General features: G+C 58.6%; 16 protein-coding genes. 5 read left to right on the top strand and 11 right to left on the bottom strand.

Translation table 11 applies throughout. From position 1 onward, the window contains the following. Positions 1-393, top strand: a 393-nt coding sequence (locus AB4Z32_RS19090; protein ID WP_442123439.1) for a GDP-mannose 4,6-dehydratase, incomplete at its 5' end; no start/stop codon positions are given. A gap of 73 nt (positions 394-466) precedes the next feature. Here AB4Z32_RS19090 and flhA read toward each other — a convergent pair. Together flhA and flhB are read right to left on the bottom strand one after the other, a co-directional pair. Then, positions 467-2,602 (bottom strand): flagellar biosynthesis protein FlhA, encoded by a 2,136-nt coding sequence (gene flhA, locus AB4Z32_RS19085; protein WP_442123438.1) that lies wholly within the window; start codon positions 2,600-2,602, stop codon positions 467-469. A 36-nt stretch (positions 2,603-2,638) separates the two neighbouring features. After that, positions 2,639-3,796, bottom strand: a complete 1,158-nt coding sequence (gene flhB, locus AB4Z32_RS19080; RefSeq protein WP_442123437.1) for a flagellar biosynthesis protein FlhB — start codon at positions 3,794-3,796, stop codon at positions 2,639-2,641. 265 nt (positions 3,797-4,061) lie between these two features. Here flhB and AB4Z32_RS19075 point away from each other — a divergent pair, with 265 nt between their 5' ends. Together AB4Z32_RS19075 and AB4Z32_RS19070 are read left to right on the top strand one after the other, a co-directional pair. Further along, positions 4,062-4,358, top strand: coding sequence for a hypothetical protein (locus tag AB4Z32_RS19075; RefSeq protein ID WP_442123436.1), 297 nt, complete (start codon positions 4,062-4,064; stop codon positions 4,356-4,358). Positions 4,359-4,552: 194 nt separating this feature from the next. Further along, positions 4,553-4,864, top strand: coding sequence for a hypothetical protein (locus tag AB4Z32_RS19070; RefSeq protein ID WP_442123435.1), 312 nt, complete (start codon positions 4,553-4,555; stop codon positions 4,862-4,864). A 66-nt stretch (positions 4,865-4,930) separates the two neighbouring features. On the opposite strand, the gene rfbC is transcribed toward AB4Z32_RS19070, so the two are convergent. The 3 genes from rfbC to AB4Z32_RS19055 all read right to left on the bottom strand — a co-directional run bounded on the left by rfbC (position 4,931) and on the right by AB4Z32_RS19055 (position 9,316). Continuing rightward, the gene (gene rfbC / locus AB4Z32_RS19065; protein WP_442123434.1) at positions 4,931-5,482 is read right to left on the bottom strand and encodes a dTDP-4-dehydrorhamnose 3,5-epimerase; all 552 of its coding nucleotides are present in this window, start codon (positions 5,480-5,482) and stop codon (positions 4,931-4,933) included. Positions 5,483-5,485: 3 nt separating this feature from the next. After that, positions 5,486-6,382, bottom strand: coding sequence for a dTDP-4-dehydrorhamnose reductase (gene rfbD / locus AB4Z32_RS19060; RefSeq protein WP_442123433.1), 897 nt, complete (start codon positions 6,380-6,382; stop codon positions 5,486-5,488). A gap of 84 nt (positions 6,383-6,466) precedes the next feature. Next, positions 6,467-9,316, bottom strand: coding sequence for a YjbH domain-containing protein (locus AB4Z32_RS19055; protein ID WP_442123432.1), 2,850 nt, complete (start codon positions 9,314-9,316; stop codon positions 6,467-6,469). Positions 9,317-9,977: 661 nt separating this feature from the next. Here AB4Z32_RS19055 and AB4Z32_RS19050 point away from each other — a divergent pair. Beyond that, the gene (locus AB4Z32_RS19050) at positions 9,978-11,918 is read left to right on the top strand and encodes a polysaccharide biosynthesis protein (RefSeq protein ID WP_442123431.1); all 1,941 of its coding nucleotides are present in this window, start codon (positions 9,978-9,980) and stop codon (positions 11,916-11,918) included. 27 nt (positions 11,919-11,945) lie between these two features. Beyond that, positions 11,946-12,506, top strand: a complete 561-nt coding sequence (locus AB4Z32_RS19045) for a sugar transferase (protein WP_442123430.1) — start codon at positions 11,946-11,948, stop codon at positions 12,504-12,506. Between the two features lie 316 nt (positions 12,507-12,822). Here the strand turns inward: AB4Z32_RS19045 and AB4Z32_RS19040 are convergent, their stop codons facing one another. The 6 genes from AB4Z32_RS19040 to AB4Z32_RS19015 form a co-directional block, all read right to left on the bottom strand. Further along, positions 12,823-13,776: an NAD-dependent epimerase/dehydratase family protein gene (locus tag AB4Z32_RS19040; RefSeq protein WP_442123429.1), complete on the bottom strand. Its 954-nt coding sequence runs from the start codon at positions 13,774-13,776 to the stop codon at positions 12,823-12,825. After that, the gene (locus AB4Z32_RS19035) at positions 13,773-14,879 is read right to left on the bottom strand and encodes a glycosyltransferase family 4 protein (protein WP_442123428.1); all 1,107 of its coding nucleotides are present in this window, start codon (positions 14,877-14,879) and stop codon (positions 13,773-13,775) included. The genes AB4Z32_RS19040 and AB4Z32_RS19035 overlap by 4 nt, the downstream gene beginning before the upstream one ends. A gap of 94 nt (positions 14,880-14,973) precedes the next feature. Then, positions 14,974-16,110: a glycosyltransferase family 4 protein gene (locus AB4Z32_RS19030; RefSeq protein ID WP_442123427.1), complete on the bottom strand. Its 1,137-nt coding sequence runs from the start codon at positions 16,108-16,110 to the stop codon at positions 14,974-14,976. Next, complete coding sequence (locus AB4Z32_RS19025) at positions 16,107-17,108, bottom strand: EpsG family protein (RefSeq protein WP_442123426.1); 1,002 nt, start codon at positions 17,106-17,108, stop codon at positions 16,107-16,109. The genes AB4Z32_RS19030 and AB4Z32_RS19025 overlap by 4 nt, the downstream gene beginning before the upstream one ends. After that, positions 17,101-18,264, bottom strand: coding sequence for a glycosyltransferase (locus AB4Z32_RS19020; RefSeq protein WP_442123425.1), 1,164 nt, complete (start codon positions 18,262-18,264; stop codon positions 17,101-17,103). Before AB4Z32_RS19020 ends, AB4Z32_RS19025 begins: the two co-directional genes overlap by 8 nt. 64 nt (positions 18,265-18,328) lie before the next feature. Next, complete coding sequence (locus tag AB4Z32_RS19015) at positions 18,329-19,396, bottom strand: hypothetical protein (protein WP_442123424.1); 1,068 nt, start codon at positions 19,394-19,396, stop codon at positions 18,329-18,331. Between the last annotated feature and the right edge of the window lie 18 nt (positions 19,397-19,414).

The following is a 19,414-nucleotide window of genomic DNA, read 5'->3' as shown; positions in this document are numbered from 1 at the left end:
ATCGCCCAGGTCGCCAACGGCCAGCGCGAGAAACTGTCCGTGTACGGTGGCGACTACCCGACCCCGGACGGCACCGGCATGCGCGACTACATCCACGTGGTCGACCTGGCGATCGGCCACGTCAAGACCCTCGACAAGCTGGCCCAGGGAGCCGGCCTGCATACTTACAACCTCGGCACCGGCAATGGCAACAGCGTGCTGGAAATGGTGCATGCCTTCAAAAAGGCTTGCGGCAAGCCGATTCCGTATCAGATCGTAGACCGTCGCCCCGGCGACATCGCGAAGTGCTACGCCGACCCGATCCGCGCGCGCGAGGAACTCGGTTGGACGGCGAAGCGTGACATCGCGCAAATGTGCGCCGACTCCTGGCGCTACCAGACGACCCCAAAATGAGCATGAGGTAACTCGCGGACCGCCCCCTTCCTTACGCTCTGAATCAGGCAATCTATGCAAGCGATTGTCTGATTCAGTTCGCACCCACCAGGCTCGTCACCCGGATCGTCTTGGTTTCCGGAATCTCGGAATGCGACAGGACCTTCAACTGCGGCAGCGCCCGGCGCAGGAAGCGCGACAGCAGCGTACGCAGCGGTCCCGGCACCAGCAGCACCGGCGTCAGCCCCATCGCCTCCTGCTGCTGGGTGGCGTTGGCGGCCTGCTGGACGATGGTATCGGCCAGGCCCGGCTCGATGCCGGTGCCGTCGCCGCCGGCGTTCAGGGCTTGCACCAGCAGGCGCTCGAGACGGTTGTCCAGGGTCATCACCGACAGCTCATTAGTGCCCGGGAAAAGCTGCTGGACGATGGCGCGGCCCAGCGCGATGCGCACCAGCGCCGTCAGGTCGTTCGGATCCTGCACCGCCCCCCCATGCTCGGACAGGGTCTCGATGATGGTGCGCATGTCGCGGATATGCACGCCTTCCTGCAGCAGGTTCTGCAGCACTTTCTGCAAGGTCGACAGCGACACGACCTTCGGCACCAGGTCCTCGACCAGCTTCGGCGCATCTTTTGCCAAATGGTCAAGAAGTGCCTGCACCTCGGTGCGACCCAGCAGCTCCGAGGCGTGGGTCGTGATCAAGTGATTCAGGTGGGTGGCGATCACGGTGCCGGCGTCGACCACCGTATAACCCATGTTCTGCGCCTCGTCCCTGAGGCCGGCGTCGATCCAGATTGCCGGCAGGCCGAAGGCCGGATCGGTGGTGACCGTACCGGGCAGCGTGCCGCTCGCCATGCCGGGGTTGATCGCCAGGAACTGGCCGTTCATGGCTTCGCCGCTGCCCATTTCCACACCCTTCAGGGTGATGCGGTAGGCCGAGGGCTTCAGCTCCAGGTTGTCGCGGATGTGCACTGGCGGCGCCAGGAAACCGACTTCCTGGGCAAACTTCTTGCGGATGCCCTTGATGCGCTTGAGCAGGTCGCCGTTCTGGCCCTTGTCGACCAGCGGAATGAGGCGGTAGCCAACTTCCAGGCCCAGGGTATCGACCGGCATGACGTCCTGCCAGGTGGCCTCTTCCTGCTCGGTCGGCGCCGCCGCCGCTGCACCGCCGGCACCTCCCGCCCCGCCGGCGGCCTGCCCGGCGGCGGCGGCGCTGCGCGGCCCGCTTCCCGCCGGCGCGTTCTTGAGGCGCCGCTCCACCAGCCAGCCGGCGCCGATCAGGACGCTGCCCAGCAGCAGGAACACGAGGTTGGGCATGCCCGGGATCAGACCCATGCCGCCGATGATGCCGCCGGTGATATACATGACGATGGGACGGCCGAACAGCTGGCCGATGACCTGCTCGCCGACGTCCTGGTCGCTGGCCACGCGCGACACCACCATACCGGCGGCGATCGAGATGATCAGCGAAGGGATCTGCGCGACTAGGCCGTCGCCGATGGCCAGCAGGGTGTAGTTCTTGACCGCGTCGGCGAAGCCCATGTCGTGCTGGAGCATGCCGACGATCAGGCCGCCGATCACGTTGATCAGGGTCACCAGGATGCCGGCCACCGCATCGCCCTGCACGTACTTCGAGGCACCGTCCATCGAGCCATAGAATTCGGCTTCCATCGCCACGTCCGCGCGGCGCTGCTTGGCCTCCGCCTCGCCGATCAGGCCGGCGTTCAGGTCGGCGTCGATCGCCATCTGCTTGCCCGGCATCGCATCCAGGGCGAAGCGCGCCCCCACCTCGGCGATACGGCCGGCACCCTTGGTGACGACCATGAAGTTGATGATGGTGAGGATGATGAACACCACCAGGCCGACGGTGTAGTTGCCGCCGATGAGGAAGTGGCCGAAGGCTTCGATCACCTTGCCGGCCGCCGCGCCGCCGGTATGGCCTTCGGTCAGCACCACGCGGGTCGAAGCCACGTTCAGCGCCAGGCGCAGCAGGGTGGTAACCAGCAGCACCGCCGGGAAGGCCATGAAGTCGAGCGGCTTGACCGTGTACAGGGCGGTCAGCAGCACGATGACGGACATCGCGATGTTAAAGCTGAAGAACAGGTCGAGTGCGAAGGCCGGCAGCGGCAGGATCATCATCGACAGCAGCAGGATGATGAGGATAGGCGCCGCCAGCGCGTTGCCGCGTCCCGCGATGCCCTGGAGCCAGGCCGGTAGTCTGAAGCCGTTCATTGCTTGATTTCCTCGATTGCTTTCTTTGTTTGTTGCTTATTGCTTTTGCTGCGACGCGGGATTGAACGGGTCCATCTCCGGCGGCACCGGCAGCTTGTCCGGGCGGTCCGGATAGTGGTCGCTGCTGCCCTTGGTGTAGGCGCGCAGCTGGTACACATAGGCCAGCACTTCGGCCACCGCCGAGTACAGGGCTTCCGGGATCTCGTCGTCGATGTCGGCGTGCTTGTACAGCGCACGGGCCAGGGCCGGGGCTTCCAGCAGCGCGACCTTGTTTTCCTTCGCGATCTCGCGAATCCTGGCCGCGACTTCGTCGGTACCCTTGGCCACCACGCGCGGCGCGCCCTTCTGGCCGTCGGCGTACTTCAGCGCCACCGCGAAGTGGGTCGGGTTGGTCACGACCACGTCGGCGGTCGGGACGTTGCTCATCATGCGCTTGCGCGCCATCTCGCGCTGCAGCTGGCGGATCTTGCCCTTGATCTGGGGATTACCCTCCGACTCCTTGGACTCCTGGATCACTTCCTGGCGCGTCATCTTCAGCTTGTTGGCGTAGTGCCATTTCTGGTACGGGCCGTCCAGCACCGCAATCGCCCCTAGCGAGCCGACCATGATCATGAAGGCCTTGACCAGCAGGCTCGTGAGGTGACCGGTGGCGGTGCCCAGCGGCTCGAGCGCCAGGCCGATCACGGCGTCCTTCTCGCTCATCAGCACATACCAGGCCACCGCGCCGACCAGCAGGGTCTTGGCGACGGCTTTCAGCAGCTCGATCAGGGAGTTGCTCGAGACCATGTTGCCGAGGCCGTTCAGCGGATTCATCTTGCCGAAGTTCGGCATGAAGGATTTGGAGGTGAAGTTCCAGCCGCCGATCAGCAGCGGCGACACCACGCCGACCAGCATGATGGCGATCGCAAGCGGCAGGCAGGCCAGGATCACGCTGCCGATATCGGCGGTGATGCGTTCGATCAGGAGGTTCGGGTTGGTGATCTGGTCGCGGTTGAGCGAGAGGCCGCGCGCCAGCGTGCTCGACAGCTTGTTGACGACACCGCCGCCCAGCATCCACAGGACGGCACCGGCGGTCATCAGGACGGTAAAGGTGGAAACTTCGCGCGAGCGGGGAATGTCGCCGTTCTTGCGTGCGTCACGCAAGCGTTTGGCTGACGCTGGTTCTGTCTTTTCTGCGTTGCTGCTCTCCGCCATTCCCGCTCCTGTTGCGCCGGCTGCGCTGCCGGCTTTGGTTCAGGATGGGATTATTCCAGAAGTTGCCCTAGGGCTATAGAGCGAACAGGTGGGAAAAGAGCTGCCTTTTCCGTTCCTGGGGCTGGAAAGCGTTAGAAAATGTGAGATTGTTTAAATATAATTGCTGTACACTGATGTGTTACGGGCAAGTGAAAGAATATTTACACTTTCCGTATGGGTCGTTGGAAAGACTGGCCTGACACTTTTAATGATTTAAAGGAACAACATGAAAAAATTGATGATCGTCGGCGCCATCCTGAGCGCACTGTCGGCACAAGTGCTGGCACAAGACAATACTGCTCCGGCTTCGAACTCGGGTAATACCGCTGCTGCCCAGACCGGCACTGCTTCGACCGGCACCACCGGCGCCGCGTCGTCGTCGGGCAGCTTCTTCGGCAGCGGCACCATCGCCGGCATGTCGACCGGCACCGCTATTGCCATCGGCAGCGCGATTGCCTTCGTTGCCGTCGCTGCTTCGGACAACGAGACCACCACCAGCCACGCGACCACGACTCACCACTGATCGGCTTGCCGGACGCTTTTGGGCGTCCGGCAATTTCACTAACCGCCTATGCCGCGGTTCGTGGAAAAATACTCACAGTTTTCGTCCTTGATTGCTGAACAGGCAGGTTGATAGTGAGTCAAGGCAACATTTCGTTGTTATAATCCCATAGCAACAAAGTATTGCTGCACTATTTATTTAATCAAGGACCCAATATGAAGAAAATCATCGCTGCTGGCGCAATCCTGAGCCTGCTGTCGGCACCAGTGCTGGCACAAGAATCCGCTGCTGCCTCGAACACCGGTAACGCTGCTGCCGCTGGCCAGACCGCTGGTACTGCCGGCACCGCTGGCACCGCCGGCACCGCTGCTGGTGCAGCGTCGTCGGGTGGCTTCTTCGGCGCCGGCGCCATCGCTGGCCTGTCGACCGGCACCCTGGTCGCCGTCGGCGCCGCTGTGGCTGCCGTGGCCGTTGCCGCTTCGGACAATGGCTCGACCACCAACCACTCGACCACCACCCACCACTAATCGGTGCGTGGGCGCCTCGCGCGCTCCGGTTGCAAAAATATCGGCTGCTCACGCAGCCGATTTTTTTTACCCGAACACCTCGATCTCGCCGAAAGACTTCCCCTGCGCGTCCTTCGGCGCCAGCCGGGGTTCGCCGTCGATGGGCCAGGCAATGTCCAGGGACGGATCCTTCCACGACAGCGTGCGCTCATGCTCCGGGTACCAGTAATCGGTGGTCTTGTAGAGCACCTCGGCCACCTCGCTCAAGGCCAGGAAGCCATGGGCGAAGCCGGGCGGAATCCATAACTGCCGGCGGTTCTCCGCGCTCAGCACTGCGCCGGCCCAGCGTCCGAAGGTAGGCGAGGACTTGCGCAGATCGACCGCGACGTCGAACACGCTGCCGCCCACGGCGCGCATCAGCTTTCCCTGCGGATGCCGGATCTGGTAGTGCAGGCCGCGCAGTACACCCTGCGTGGACATGCTGTGATTTTCTTGTACGAATTCGACATCAAGTCCTGTCGCGTTCCAGAAATCGCGCAGGTTGTAGCTTTCATAAAAGTAGCCGCGATCGTCGCTGAAGACCTTTGGTTCAAGCAGCAGTACATCGGGGATCGTGGTGGCGGTGACGGTGTAGGGCATGTGTTAACTTGTCTGGAAAATCTGGCGCAATACACTGCCTACACCCTCTTGCCACGGCGGCAGCCGCAGGCCGAAGGTGCTGCCGAACAGGCTCGTGTCGAGACACGAATTGGCCGGGCGCTTTGCCGCGCTCGGAAAGGCGGCCGTCTTCACTGGCATTACGCTCTCGGGTGCCGCCATGAGCGGTTTGCCGGCCGCGCGCGCGGCCTCGAGCACGAAACGGGCATAGTCGTACCAGCTGGTTTGACCTGCTGCCGTCACATGATAAGTCCCGTAAGGGAAGACATGGCCGCCTTCACGCGCATACTGCCGGACCAGATGGGCAGTCAGGTCTGCCAGCAAGGCGGCGGAGGTAGGTGCACCGAACTGGTCGTCGACGACTTGCAGCCATTCGCGTTCGGCGGCCAGGCGCAGCATGGTCTTTGCAAAATTGCCGCCGTGGCTGCCCAGCACCCAGCTGGTACGCAGGATCAGGTGGCGCGCCGTGGCCCCGGCCAGCGCGCGCTCACCGGCCAGCTTGCTGCTGCCGTAGACGCTCTGCGGCGCGGGCGTATCGCTTTCCTTGTAGGGGGCCTGGCCTGAGCCATCGAAGACGTAGTCGGTCGAGTAGTGAACGACCAGGGCATTTAGACGCGCGGCTTCTTCGCCCAGGACGCCGGGTGCGCTGGCATTGACGGCAAATGCGGCCTCGCGCTCGGATTCGGCGCGGTCGACCGCGGTCCAGGCAGCCGGGTTGACGATGACGTCGGGGGCCACGCGCCGCACCAGTTTGCGCACGGCGGCCGCATCGCCCAGATCGCAGTCGGCGCGGCCGACGGCGACGACCTCCCCCAGCGGCGCCAGTGCGCGCGCCAGTTCGAAGCCGACCTGCCCGTCCTTGCCCGTCAACAGAATCTTCATCGATGTCCCGTAGCGATGCGCGCTGGTTCTAGCACGTATATTCTTTCCATTGTACGTGCAGAACCTTACGCGCAGGGGGCACCGTCAGTAGCTGCCGCTCCAGGCCACGCTGACCGACTTCGGCCCCGGGGCGACGGCAAAGCTCGAGCGCGTATCGCTGCGCTGCGCCTGCCACAGCCAGCTGCCCATCGCATAGCCGAGCACACCGCCGGCAACCACGTCGGACACCCAGTGCTCGCGCCCCGCGGCACGGCCCAGCGAACTGGCGGCGGCAAGACCGTACAGCCACGGCGCATCGTACTCCTGTGCGAACGGGGTCACCGCCGCGAACGCGACCGTGCTGTGATTCGACGGGAAGGAGGCATTCGAGCGGTCCGAGGCCTTGCTCCACTGCCCCAGTCCTTCGTTGGGCCGCGCACGGCCGACGATGCGCTTGGTGGCCATCGACACCGCCGCCGCGCCGGCAATCGACTCGAGCGAGATGATGCCCATGTTCTGGGCGCGCGCATCGCCAAAGGCAACCGCACCGGCGGCAGCGCCGGCCAGCAGCACCGGCATGCCCTTGCCCACGTTGTCCCAGGCGCGCGCGATGCTGGAGCCGGCGTGCTTTTCCATGAAGCGGTCGACCGGCTTGTCGAGCAGGGCGCCGCCCAGGATCGCACCGCCGCCAAGCACCGTGCCCTTCGCCCATTGCGGCAGGGTCGGCGTATTCGAGAACGACTGCTCGATGCGATAGCGGAACAGCGGCCACATGTTCGGCGTCGGCCGCACCGGCGGATTCACGGCTGCCAGGTTCTGCTCGTCGCGGCGCTCGGCAAAGTTGCCCAAGCCGTCGTAGGTCGTCAGGTCGCGGCGCGGCTGCTCGAACAGGTCGTACAGGTCGCCGGGGCTGGCGACCATCTGGCCGACGTCGCGGGTCCAGGGCGACAGGCCGATGCCGGCCGTCGACTGCGAATCCATCGGCAGCATGATGTTCAGCGGCACCGACAGGAATACGCCTTTGTCATTGTAGGGATTGGTCGGCGTGCCCGGGTTGGTGATGTCCTTGCCGTTGGTCTTGGTGTACCAGGCGCCGATCTCGACACCCGAGGGGAAGCGGCGCTTGAGCTCGAAACGCACGCCTTCGTCGCGCGCCAGGAAGCGCCCTGCCCGCGCAGTTGCGGTCATGTCGTAAGGTAGCTTGTAGTGCAAGGAGCCTAGCGCCGTGACGGTCTTGTAGTCGAGCTTGTCGAACCACCCCTTGTAGCCGCGCTGCTGGAGCGCGTCGACCGCCACGTCGGCTGCCCAGCGGCTGTCCTTCGGCAGGTACAGCACCTGGCCGCCAACGCCTCGGTACATCTCTTCATAGAAGCCGGCCGAGGCGCGCGCATACAGGCGCTCGTCGAGCGTGAGGTACTGGTTGAGCAACAGGCGATTCAGCTTGAGGCGGCCACCGCGCTTGTACTCGGCGACGTCAGTGCGCACGTGCGGCAGCAGGCTGTTGGACTTCTGGGTCACGCCCGACACGTTCTCGAACAGGTCGAGCTTGAACGCGCTGTTCAGGTAAGTGCCCTGGCCCAGGCGCTTGTCGTAATTGGCCGCGGCCGCCACCTCGTAGCGCAGCGCGCCGCTCGGATCGTTGAAGAAGAAGGCGATCTTCGGCACCGTCTTGAAGCGATTGGCCTCGCGGTCTTCGGACACGACCTGGACGATGTTGCCGTCCTGGCCCACCTGCACCGCCAGACCGCTCTTCTCCTCGCGCACCGCGGCGAGCAGGCCCTGCTGGTCGTCGATACGGTCCGCCGGGCTCGAATAGCGCACCAGCACGGTCTGCAAGAAGGACTCGCGGTCGGCCAGGCCGGTCAGGTAGTCCGTAAGTCGCTGCATGTCCTGGAACTCGTAGGTAGCAATCGGCTGTTCGAGCTTGGTGTACGTGACATGGATCGCACGCGTACCTTCCGGTGCGAACGCGAGCGCGGTGCGCACCGCCCGGCCGATGGCGCGTCCCATATTCGAGATGCGGTTGTTGGTCAGCGTGAGCTTGAGGACGTTGCTGTCGAGTTCGACGCGCACGTTCTTGAAGTCCTGCCTGACCAGGGCCTGGGCGAGCGCGGCCCCGTGGTTGCCGTCCTGCTGCCATTCCGCGGCCGACACCTTCGCTGGGGCCTTCTTCGGGTCGAAGGGGGCCGGTTCGTACAGCTTCGGGATGAATTCCCGCTCCGAGAATGGGATGCTGACGTAGGCGTTGGCGCTGAAGTGGTCGCGGTGGCGCGCGACTTGAGCGCCTAGCCAGCCCCAGCGGTATTCGAGGCCGACGGCCGGGCCTTTTTCGCGCAGGGCGGCACCGGTGTCGGCGGCGTGGAAATCCTTCTTGTAGTCGTTGGCGTCGTATTCGGCGACCACGGCCCAGCCTGGCAGCGCGGTCGGGGCCCAGCGGGCGCCTGCGAATAGACCGCTTGGGCGCTTTCGTCCGTAACCCAGACTGGCCTCAATATTCCGCGCCGCGCCAAAAGTCTTGGTCAACACCACGTACTGCCCCTTGAACAGCTCAGTCCCGAGCAAGTCGGTTGCGCCAACCGACACAGCCGGCAACCAGCCCGTTTCCTTCCAGACGTTGAGCTTGGCGTCGAAGACCTTGTCTTTATAGCGCCCATATCGCTGTCCGTATTCCGGACTGACGCTCTCGAACGGAGGCACCCCGTTCAAGGAAACATAACGGCCTGTCAACTGGAGGAACGGCAAGAAGGTCGCGGACACCCATGTACTACCGTATGGGCTGTCATAACTGTAACCTGTGCTAAAAGTGCCATCCTGCTCGACCCAGGCGCTCGGCATATTGATATAACCAGACTGCCCCTGGGTTCCAGGAGTCGATCCGAATGCGCTCGTTGCGGCAAGCACCAGTGAACTGCAAAGGGACAGCTTGAATGAGTTTCTGAATGCGGTATCGATCATCTAAAAATCCGGCAAAGACGCGATCGACCTCTAATCCGAAATCTCGTGCTAATGACAATCGCAAATGTGAGATTTTATCAGCTCAACCATCAGCAGCCAACTGCGCATCCTGGTATCCGGTGAATAACAGACAACACCGAAATTTATAAGTCGCTGAACACTACTTCATCAGGGGTGTAAAGATGTTAAAAGCGTTCCTCTCGAAAATTCGTTCAAATACGGATGATGCAACTACGCAACAGTTCGTTAAGACTCTTCTTAGTCGCAAGTCTTTCGGAAACTGCAGGCTTTAGCTTGTTTGTAGCTTGCCCAAGGTCTGCCACTTCAAGCTTTTTCCCTGCAAGAAGGACCAATTTACTGCAAAAATATTACCTCAATTAACCATTTTGCAACTCTCAAATTCCCCCACTGGAGGAGGAAAAATCCTACTCCTGCCTGCCTTTTTCCTCAGCAATAAAGTATCATTCTGGGCACATCATGCATTGCAGCAGCCCCGTAAGTCAGCGCTCGCAAATCCGTTACAAACGGTGAGAATTTAACCGCCCCAGGAATAAGAAATTTTCCCGGCATTCGCCGAAAAGCTCGGTTTTCATTCAAAAAATCGCTGCGCTGAATAATTGATGACATTTAGGCGAAACAAAAAGTCATCTCATTACAAAATATGAAGAAAACATTCCTCGACCTACCTCGTCGCCAAAAGCAGGCCGTCGCAGCCGCAGCGGATCTGATTTTTGTGCCGCTGACTTTTATTGTGGCGCTGGCGCTACACTTCAACAGCATCCAGCCATCGGAATTCAGTAAATACATATGGCTGATCCTGGCTGCACCAATCATCTCGATTCCGGTGTATGCACGGATTGGGCTCTATCGCGCCATTATCCGCTATATCGACCACCAAATCGTCGTGACGGTCGTGAGAGGTGCGGCTGTGTCTGTAGCCATGCTTGCCCTGATGGCGCTGGTATCGCTCGGTGATGCGTTTTCGCCGACTCCGTTCCTTATCTTTACCGCCAACCTTATCCTATATTTGCTGGCAAGCCGCTTCTTGGCGCGTGGGTTCTTCTTGGGAGACCGTCGTGCCGCCGACCGCGTCAACGTGATCATTTATGGCGCAGGCGATGCGGGCGTGCAGCTTGCCAATGCTTTACTGCCCGGCAAAGAGTATCTGCCGGTCGCCTTCGTGGACGACAATCCCCAGTTGCACCGAGCGACGATCAGCGGCATCAAGGTCCACGCATCGGAGCGGCTCGGCGATCTCGTGGAGCGACATGACGTCAACACCGTCCTGCTGGCGATGCCCTCGCTGAGCCGCGGCGAACAGAAGCAGATTATCGACCGCCTCACTCCGCTCAAGGTCAAGATCAAGGTCACGCCGCCGGTCAAGAACCTGGTCAAGGGTATGTCGCGGGTCGACGACGTGCGGCAGGTCGAGATCGAGGACCTGCTCAGCCGCGACCCGGTCGCGCCCGATGAGGCCCTGCTGTCGGTCTGCATTACCGGCAAGGCGGTGGCGGTCAGCGGCGCCGGCGGTTCGATCGGTTCGGAACTGTGCCGCCAGATCATCAAGCTGAAACCGCGCCGCCTGGTCCTGCTCGAGATTTCCGAGTATGCGCTATACGCGATCGACCAGGAACTGCGCGCTGCGTTGGCGGCAAGCGGCCAGGAGACCGAACTCGTTCCCTTTATTGGATCGGTGCTGGATTTCGACAAGGCACGCGACATCTTCCAGCATTTCGAGATCGACACCGTGTATCACGCAGCAGCGTACAAGCACGTGCCGCTGGTGGAGCAGAATCCGGTCGCGGGCATCCGCAACAACGTGTTCGGCACGCTGAACTTTGCCCGTGCCGCAGTGGCGGCTAAGGTGAAATGCTTCGTCCTGGTTTCTACCGACAAGGCAGTCCGCCCGACCAATGTGATGGGGTCAACTAAGCGTCTGGCCGAACTGATCCTGCAGGCTTTTGCACGCCAGCACAGCGGTACCCGCTTCTGCATGGTCCGCTTTGGTAACGTGCTCGGTTCGTCCGGTTCGGTCGTACCGCTGTTCCGCAAACAGATCGCCGCCGGCGGCCCGGTGACCCTGACCCATCCGGAAATCACGCGCTACTTCATGACGATTCCCGAAGCAGCCCAGCTCGTCATTCAGGCCGGCTCGATGGGCCAAGGCGGCGACGTGTTCGTGCTCGACATGGGCGAACCGGTCAAGATTGCCGACCTGGCGAAGAAAATGATCCAACTGAGCGGCAACGAAGTCAGGTCTCCCATGTCGGAGAGTGGCATCGAGATCCGCTATGTCGGGCTGCGCCCTGGCGAAAAGCTTTATGAAGAGCTGCTCATCGGCGACAACGTGAGCGGCACCGACCATCCACTGATCATGCGCGCCCAGGAAGCCGAGATTGCGTGGCCCTTCCTGGAAATCATGCTGAAGCACCTGGACGAGGCCTGCGCCCGCAGCGATCAAGACGCGATCCGCGCCCAGCTGCGCAAGATCGTTCCGGAATTCACCCCATCGTCGGAGATCGACGACCACTTCTGGAAAAGCCGTAGGGAAGACCTGGATTCCACCGGCATCGATAAACCGCTCGAAGAAGCGCGTGCCTGAACATTAAGTATTAAGGGTTAGTACCACATGAAACGTGTAGTTGATTTTGTATTGGCATTGATCGCATCGCTGATTTTCCTTCCCCTGCTGTCCGTGCTCGCGGTCGTGGTAAAGCTGACCTCGAAAGGACCTGTGCTGTACTGGTCGGATCGCGTCGGTCGGGATAACCGCATGTTCTCGATGCCCAAGCTGCGCACCATGCGCACCGACACGCCGGTGGTGGCAACCCACCTGCTGTCCGATCCGAACCAATATCTGACTCCGGTCGGCGGTTTCCTGCGCCGTACTAGCTTGGACGAACTGCCCCAGCTTTGGTGCATCCTGACAGGCGACATGAGCGTGGTCGGACCGCGCCCTGCGTTGTTCAATCAACAGAACCTGATCGAATTGCGCACCGAACATGGCGTCCATACGATCCGTCCAGGGCTGACTGGCTGGGCACAGATCAATGGCCGTGACGAACTTCCGATCCCGGACAAAGTGCGACTTGATGCTGACTATCTTCACAGGCAATCATTTGTCTTCGATGCTAAAGTTATGATTCTTACCTTTATCAAGGTGGCGCGTCGGGAAGGTATTACTCACTGATGCAGAATCGGCGCAGGTTTCAAAAAGGTCAGGACCGGGCAATCTCGACCTGCCAATTCTAGTACATCGAACGAAGCCTTGAACGCAAAGCGTCCGCTGAACACAGTAGACGCTCCAGATCCGCTCTAGGTACCTTGCCGGTAGCGGAAAAGCCGGTAACTCGGCAATCAGCAATATACAATCAATCCACGAGCTTTCGAACGGCGGCAACGACAATTGACCGCCGCAGCCGTGGCCTGATTTTTCTCTCGCGCAACGAACTTCCAGTTCAGGTTCGCCGCTTTCCCTCAAATGTCGAGGGAATCCAATGATCGCTTCAGCGCAAGTTATCGCCTACTAACTGGAAACCCTGTAATACAGTCTTTGGCGGTGCCCAGTTCAATAGTCTCCGGGTTTTCGCCATGTCGACCTGCAGGTTACCGACAAGCTGTTTGTAGACGTGCGGCTTCCCAACCAAGGTGGTCGCAATCCGCAACATCCACAGTGGTATCGGCACCAATCTTGCCTTGACACCGACAGCATGCGCCATCGTCGAGACCAGTTCCGTTGTAGAAAGATCATGGTCATCGCAAACAAGGAAGACCTGGTTTTTGGCAGCCACATGCCGCAGACATCCAGTCGTCAAAAGGTCGACCAGGTTTTCGACAGAAACAAGACTTCGGCGGTTTTCCCGGATGGCCCCCAGAGGTAAAGGCCTACGCTGTCGCACCGCGTTCAAGAGCGAACCCAGATTACCGGGCGCGAAAGCGCCATAGACGAGCGGCGCGCGGACAATAACTACCTCCATATCACTCTGCTCCGCCAAAGACATGAGCCCTCGCTCTGCCTCCAACTTCGACAGTGCGTAAGGCGTTTGAGGATCAGGTTTGTCATCCGCCGTAAACGGAAGGTCGAAGGTTTCCGAGCCATTTACACCAATTGAGCTCAAGAATATGAACCGGCGTACGCCGCATTCGGTAGCCTGCGTCGCAAGTCTGAGAGTCCCATCCGTGTTTACAGACCTGTAAACAGCTATCGCCTCTGCGCCGCTGCGCCGATCAGCCAGCTTGTGGGCTCTGGCCGCAAGATGAAAAACCGCCTCAATCCCTTGCAATGCGGCTGTCCAATCGGTTTCCGGTCCCACGACCGCCGCAAAATGCTTGCAGCCGTCAGGAACTGGCTCATTTGGCGAGCGCGTATGAAAGATGATTTCCGTAGTCCCTGACTCGAGCAACCTTTTGACCAAAGACCGCCCGACGAATCCATTTGCACCGGTAACCAAAACTTTCATGCGGCAGCTTTCAACAAAACGTTGTCATAAACGGCCAATGTCTCCGCTCGCATCTTGTCGAACGAATACTCAGCCAGGAATCTTTGACGCCCATTATCCCCCAGCAGGCGAGCCTTACTCGGCGATCCCAAGAGTTCGAGAACTGCGGAGGCGATATCCTCCACCGCATTATTGTCCACCAAGCGGCCATTTACGCCATCCTCTACCAACTCGGGAATTCCACCAACTTTCGAGGCGACGACCGGTAAACCCGCCCTCATCGCTTCAATGATAGTCAAAGGTAACCCCTCCCAGTCCGACAACAGAACGAACACGTGGGATCTCGCCAGTCTTGCGGCTACGTCATTGCAGGCGCCAGAAAACTGAACATTACGCAATCCCAGCTCATCCGCCCGACGAACACACGCCTCGAGTGCTGGCCCATCGCCGACGAATTCCATTTGCCAGTTGTGTACGGGGAGCCGCGCGAGCGCCTCGAGTACCAAGGCTTGGCGTTTGGGCGCCTCGAAACGAGCCACCATGATCAGGCGGGTTTCGCCAGCGGGCTGAGGAGGAGGCACGTAATCCGGGACGCATGGCATACCGTTTGGAATTGTCCTGATTTTTTCTTCCTTGATGACGTTCAAGGAGAGTGCAAGGTTTCGATCGTAGTTCGACACAGCAATAATTGCTGCGGCAAATCTTGCCAGCGTACGTTCGATAAAGATGTAGAGCGCACGTCGGGATTGAGCGACACCTTCCGTGAACGCCCATCCATGCGCTGTAAATACAGCGGGAATACGGCACCAAGCTGCCGCGAGTCTGCCAACAATACCGGCCTTGGAAGAATGCAGATGGATGACGTCCGGTTTGACGCGCTTGATCCATCTGATCAGTTCGAAGATGGCAAGTGTGTCCGAAACAATTCGGATTTCGCGCACGAGCCATGTCAAGGAGGCGATCGGAAGATTGCGAGCACGCGCCTTCTCCAAAAGAATACCAGAGCCGCCTGTCAAGATAAATACTTCATGCCCCGAAGCATGTACCCCTTCAGCGAGATCAAGCATATGTACGCTTGCGCCGCCCATTACATCAGAACGAGTTATTACAAAAAGTATTTTCATACCATCTACGATCGAAATATTTATTCGTGCCCCAAGCTCTACGATAGACCGTATTCGGAGTCGTCAAGTCACGTGGGAAATTGCTAAAACAGTGTCAGACTACTGCCCGGTTCCAGACGCCCTGATAGCCAGCGACCATCCGATCGAGACTGAAGTTTTGTTCCACTCGCTGACGCGCCCGCCGCTTTCGGTCGTCCCAGTCTCCGGTCTGACGGGCTGCAAGCGCCAATCCCATCGACTTTGCCAAGGCTGCCGCGTTGTTTGGCGGTGTGACCCAGCCCGTGTCGCCGACGATCAATGCAGCATCACCGACGTCAGTCGTAACGCAAGGGGTGCCACAAGCCATGGCCTCCGCCAACACGTTCGGAAAGGCTTCTGCGGAACTGGACAGTACGTGCAGATCCAGCGCACTCATCACTGCCGGAATATCATGGCGAGGCCCCAGCAACATTATTTCCGACTGTAGGCCGGCGTGGGCGATTCTTTCGCTCAGTTCAGCATTCTCGGCCACCATTCCTGACCCCACCAGCAAACAGCAAAACCGTTGCCCTGATTTCTTCAACTCGGCCAACGCTTTGATCAGATTGGCGTGGTCTTTCTGCGGATCGTAGCGGCTCACCATGCCAAGCAATGGCACGCTTTTATCGACATTCCAACTCGTGCGTAAAGCGGCACGTTGCTGTTCGTCGTACATGAAGTTCTGGAGATCGTACCCGTTCGGCACGACAACCATCTTTTCGGCTTTGTAACCAAGTGCCGCATGCACCACTACACTCTTTTCAGCGCAGGCCGTAATTTGTCTCGGGATAAAGTGCGACAACCTAGCCAGGAGCCGGGCAATCATGATCGTCTCGCTCTTCGATTTTCCTGGTTCGAGAACTGTATGATGAATTCCCCACACGACCGATTTTACGCCAGCAAGACGAGCCGCTAATCCACCCAGAAGGTCAGCGTGGTACATCCAGGTCTGAACGACGTCAGGTCGCGCAGTACGGATCAGATTCCAAAGCTTGGCCAGACCGCGCATCGTGACGCGACCACGCGGCATATCCAAAGCATGGACATCCACATTTGCGGCGAGAAGTTTAGAACCATAGTAACCCAAGTCCATCAAGGAAATTACTATGTGGGAATTCTGTTTATCGGACAAACATAGACGGTAAAGAACAGCTTCCGCCCCACCATTCCCGAGTCCCGTAATGACGTGAAGAATACGCCTACTATCGCTCATGCCAGACCAAATCCTAATAACGGTTGATTCAAACGTGCTACCCATTGCACTGCCAACAACGCTCCTAACACCACCAGAGCGGCATGGCGCCGCCAACCGGTCAAGTTAAAAGCAGCGAGGCAAACCAGCACTGCACCGCTCTCGAAAATACGGGCAGTTACTTCGACAAAGAAATACGTTCCCAAATAGAACAGAACCACACTGGTTTCGAACATGTATTTCTTCAGATATTTCTTTCCTTCGAAGGACATCAATAGAAAGATAATCGCCCAGAAGAGGAAGCCGACACCGCTGATTCCCGTAGCGCCGAAGCTGTACTCATCCGCCTGACGCGCGCCAACGAGTGAGGCTACCCATCCGAGACCGACGCCGACCGCAATTCCGATCCCCAGAAACGCCGGCAAGCGTAAACTGGGACCAAGTCGAAAGCGCTGAGTTGCGGATGTAATGCCAATCAATAACAGAATAAAGACAAACGACGTATGTATAAAAGGCGCACATGCAATCAATGTCCATCGTACTTTTCGCCGCGGAGAAAACCAGCCTACGAGGAAAACGGCTAACGCTGCGCCCTGCCTGATGTGAATCAGATAGTTCTTGATAACCATGGGCATGATTAACAGAAAAAACCCAAAAACAACGATTCTGCGATCGAATCGCAAAATCTTCAGCGCAGCCGATGTGGCCGACACAAAAATGATCGTTCGCACGACCGCTTCTGGGGTCAAAATCAGCCCAAGGACCGAATTCAACAGCAGCCATAGCGGTTCATTAGCAAAAACCACAAGAGGGTTAATTGTCCAGAACGCAACAAGCTGGTCCCATGCGTTTTGAGCATAGGACAGATAGTTTTCGTGATCGAAGAAATTTTCATTAGGCAGCAGACATACGATACTGCCGTAAATTACCGCAAGCACCAAGGTGCCAACCTGAAAATTCAGGCTGCTGACGGCATCACGCCCCTCGGCCACAAGCCTCGAATTGCTCACATCAGCCACCACACGTTTCTCTTACCGCTTGCTCAGAATGTGAAATTTGAAGCAGCTGTAAATATCCATCTACGGATCTCTCGACAGAAAAATCGCTGGCGCGCTCATACACGTTTGGCGGGTTCTCATCAGCGAGGGCAGCTGCCATCGCTGCGGCTAGAGCCCGCGTATCATCCATTGGCACGACCCGCCCCCACTTTCCATTTTCCAGAATCTCCGCCGGGCCGCTGGGGCAGTCGGTGCTCACGACCTTGGCTTCACAGGACATTGCTTCGATCAGCACTGTCGGCAACCCTTCCCACGATGACGAAAGCACGAAGAGACCGGCGGCACGGAGGTAAGCATATGGATTGCTGACGAAGCCCGGCAGTGCGACGCAGGCGCTCAGTCCGAGGGTTTTTACTTGCTCTTCCAAGTCGCTTCTAAGTTCACCCTCGCCAAGAATCATTAACCGAGCCTCAATGCCCCTAGATGAACGCAGAAGGGCGAACGAATTGAGCAAATGTTCGAAATTCTTCTGGCGCGTCAACCGACCGATGGCAACAATGACCGGCGGTTGTCCTGGAGCGAACCACGGATGATCGACCGACTCCAGACTCTTCTGTTTTATCTGAACAGCATCGATCGGGTTATATACGGTATTTACCCGACTACGGGGAAGCCCAAGTGCCTTCGCCAAGTCGTCGGAAACACCATTCGACACCCCGACGATTGCATCTGCCCGCGGATAGCTGAACTTCATGGCGCCAACTTCGATTGAGCCGCGAAGCGATACACGTCCTTTGACAGCGCTACTCAAGGTATTGTGCTCGCTGACGACCAACCTGGTCCTCACGCCCGACATTGCCCGAGCGGCGATCGCGATGACATTCGCATGGTTCAGCACAGACAAAGTAGCTGTTGGACGCTCCTCGCGCAGGTAATTTATCAGGCCTGAGCAACTTGTCAGTACTCGCGAAGCGCCAAGGTCGACAATATTAACCGCCGGGCTCACATGAGCCAGATAAGGACCGGTAGCTTGCGCCAGCACCAGATCCACGTTAACGCCACGTTCGGCAATAGCATTTGCCAGAGTACCGGTCACGCGCTCAGCCCCGCCCCCGCCCAGAGAAGGAAGGTAGATTGCTAACTTGTTTTTTAGCGTTTCAGTTGTTCTATTTTTCATTGAAGGTCTGCTGCATCGTACCCGATGTCCTAAGAGCTTGGCTCATCACCACACTCACATGCGGTCAGTTCTTGTTCCAAATATCGCAGTAAGTAGACGCCACTTTGACATGACTGTGTACTTCCTCTGCAAATTTCCTTGATTCAAAACCTATTTGCGGAATTTCACTCCGCCGCTCGAGCAATTTTTCGATTTCAAGCACAATGCTCGCTGCGTTCGGGCTGATATTTATTACTGGCGACGAACGCACGCCGATCGAGGTAAGCGACTCCGGCTCAGCTCCGCCAAGCACGACCTTCCCCATGGCCAAAGCATACACGCCGTTGACGCCTAGCGAATACGTATTGGTCTGGTCGATCACGACGTTGGTACGCTCCATCAGTTTAAGGTAGCGATCCAGCGGCATTTTCCCATCAATTATGAGCTCCAGGTCATTAGGGTATTTTTTCGCCAAAAACCCGAACGCTTCCTCCACGTGCCGCGTGCCCTTGGCACCGTAGCGGTTAAGACCATGAAACACGACAATCTTTCCCTCGCACCGGTTTTCTCGATACTGAATTTTTTCCAAATTCAACGGGATCGGTATAGTTGGAAGACGATTTTCGGCGCCGGCATAGCTGACCTCGTATTCGTACATGATCGGAATAATCCCGCGTACCATCTTCAAGGCAGCCTCGTTGAAGCGAAACGCTGCATCCTCCTGCATGTAGAAAGACTCGGCTTCCAAGTCATATTTCAGAATATCGTCAAACGGACTATAGCGTAGCGCAGCCTTTCCAAAACGCCAGAGATAAGCGTCATCGCCGGAAGCCGACATGAAAAGCTTTCGGTTTTCAGCGGCGATCTTCTTGATGCAATGCAGACCAGGGAAAAATTTCTGGTAAAGTATGAATGGATTAATCAACTGCACAACATCGAAGTTTTTTATCTTCGAAATCGCTCTGAACAGTTTTGCGCGTCGATGCACAGAACCAAGAATGGACGGCAAGGGACTATCGAGGTCCACATCCCGTGGAATTTTCTTAAAGCCATCGGCGCCGGCCACAAGGGTAACCTCGTGCCCTAGGGAGACTAGGCCGTCTTTTAAGTTGTTGTGCAGTGAACTGTATTCACCGAGAAGCAGGACTTTCATTCCAACCGCCAGCTGTTG

The organism is Massilia sp. 2TAF26, assembly GCF_052115005.1.
GTDB lineage: Bacteria > Pseudomonadota > Gammaproteobacteria > Burkholderiales > Burkholderiaceae_D > Telluria.
This window is presented reverse-complemented; position numbering and strand designations above follow the sequence as displayed.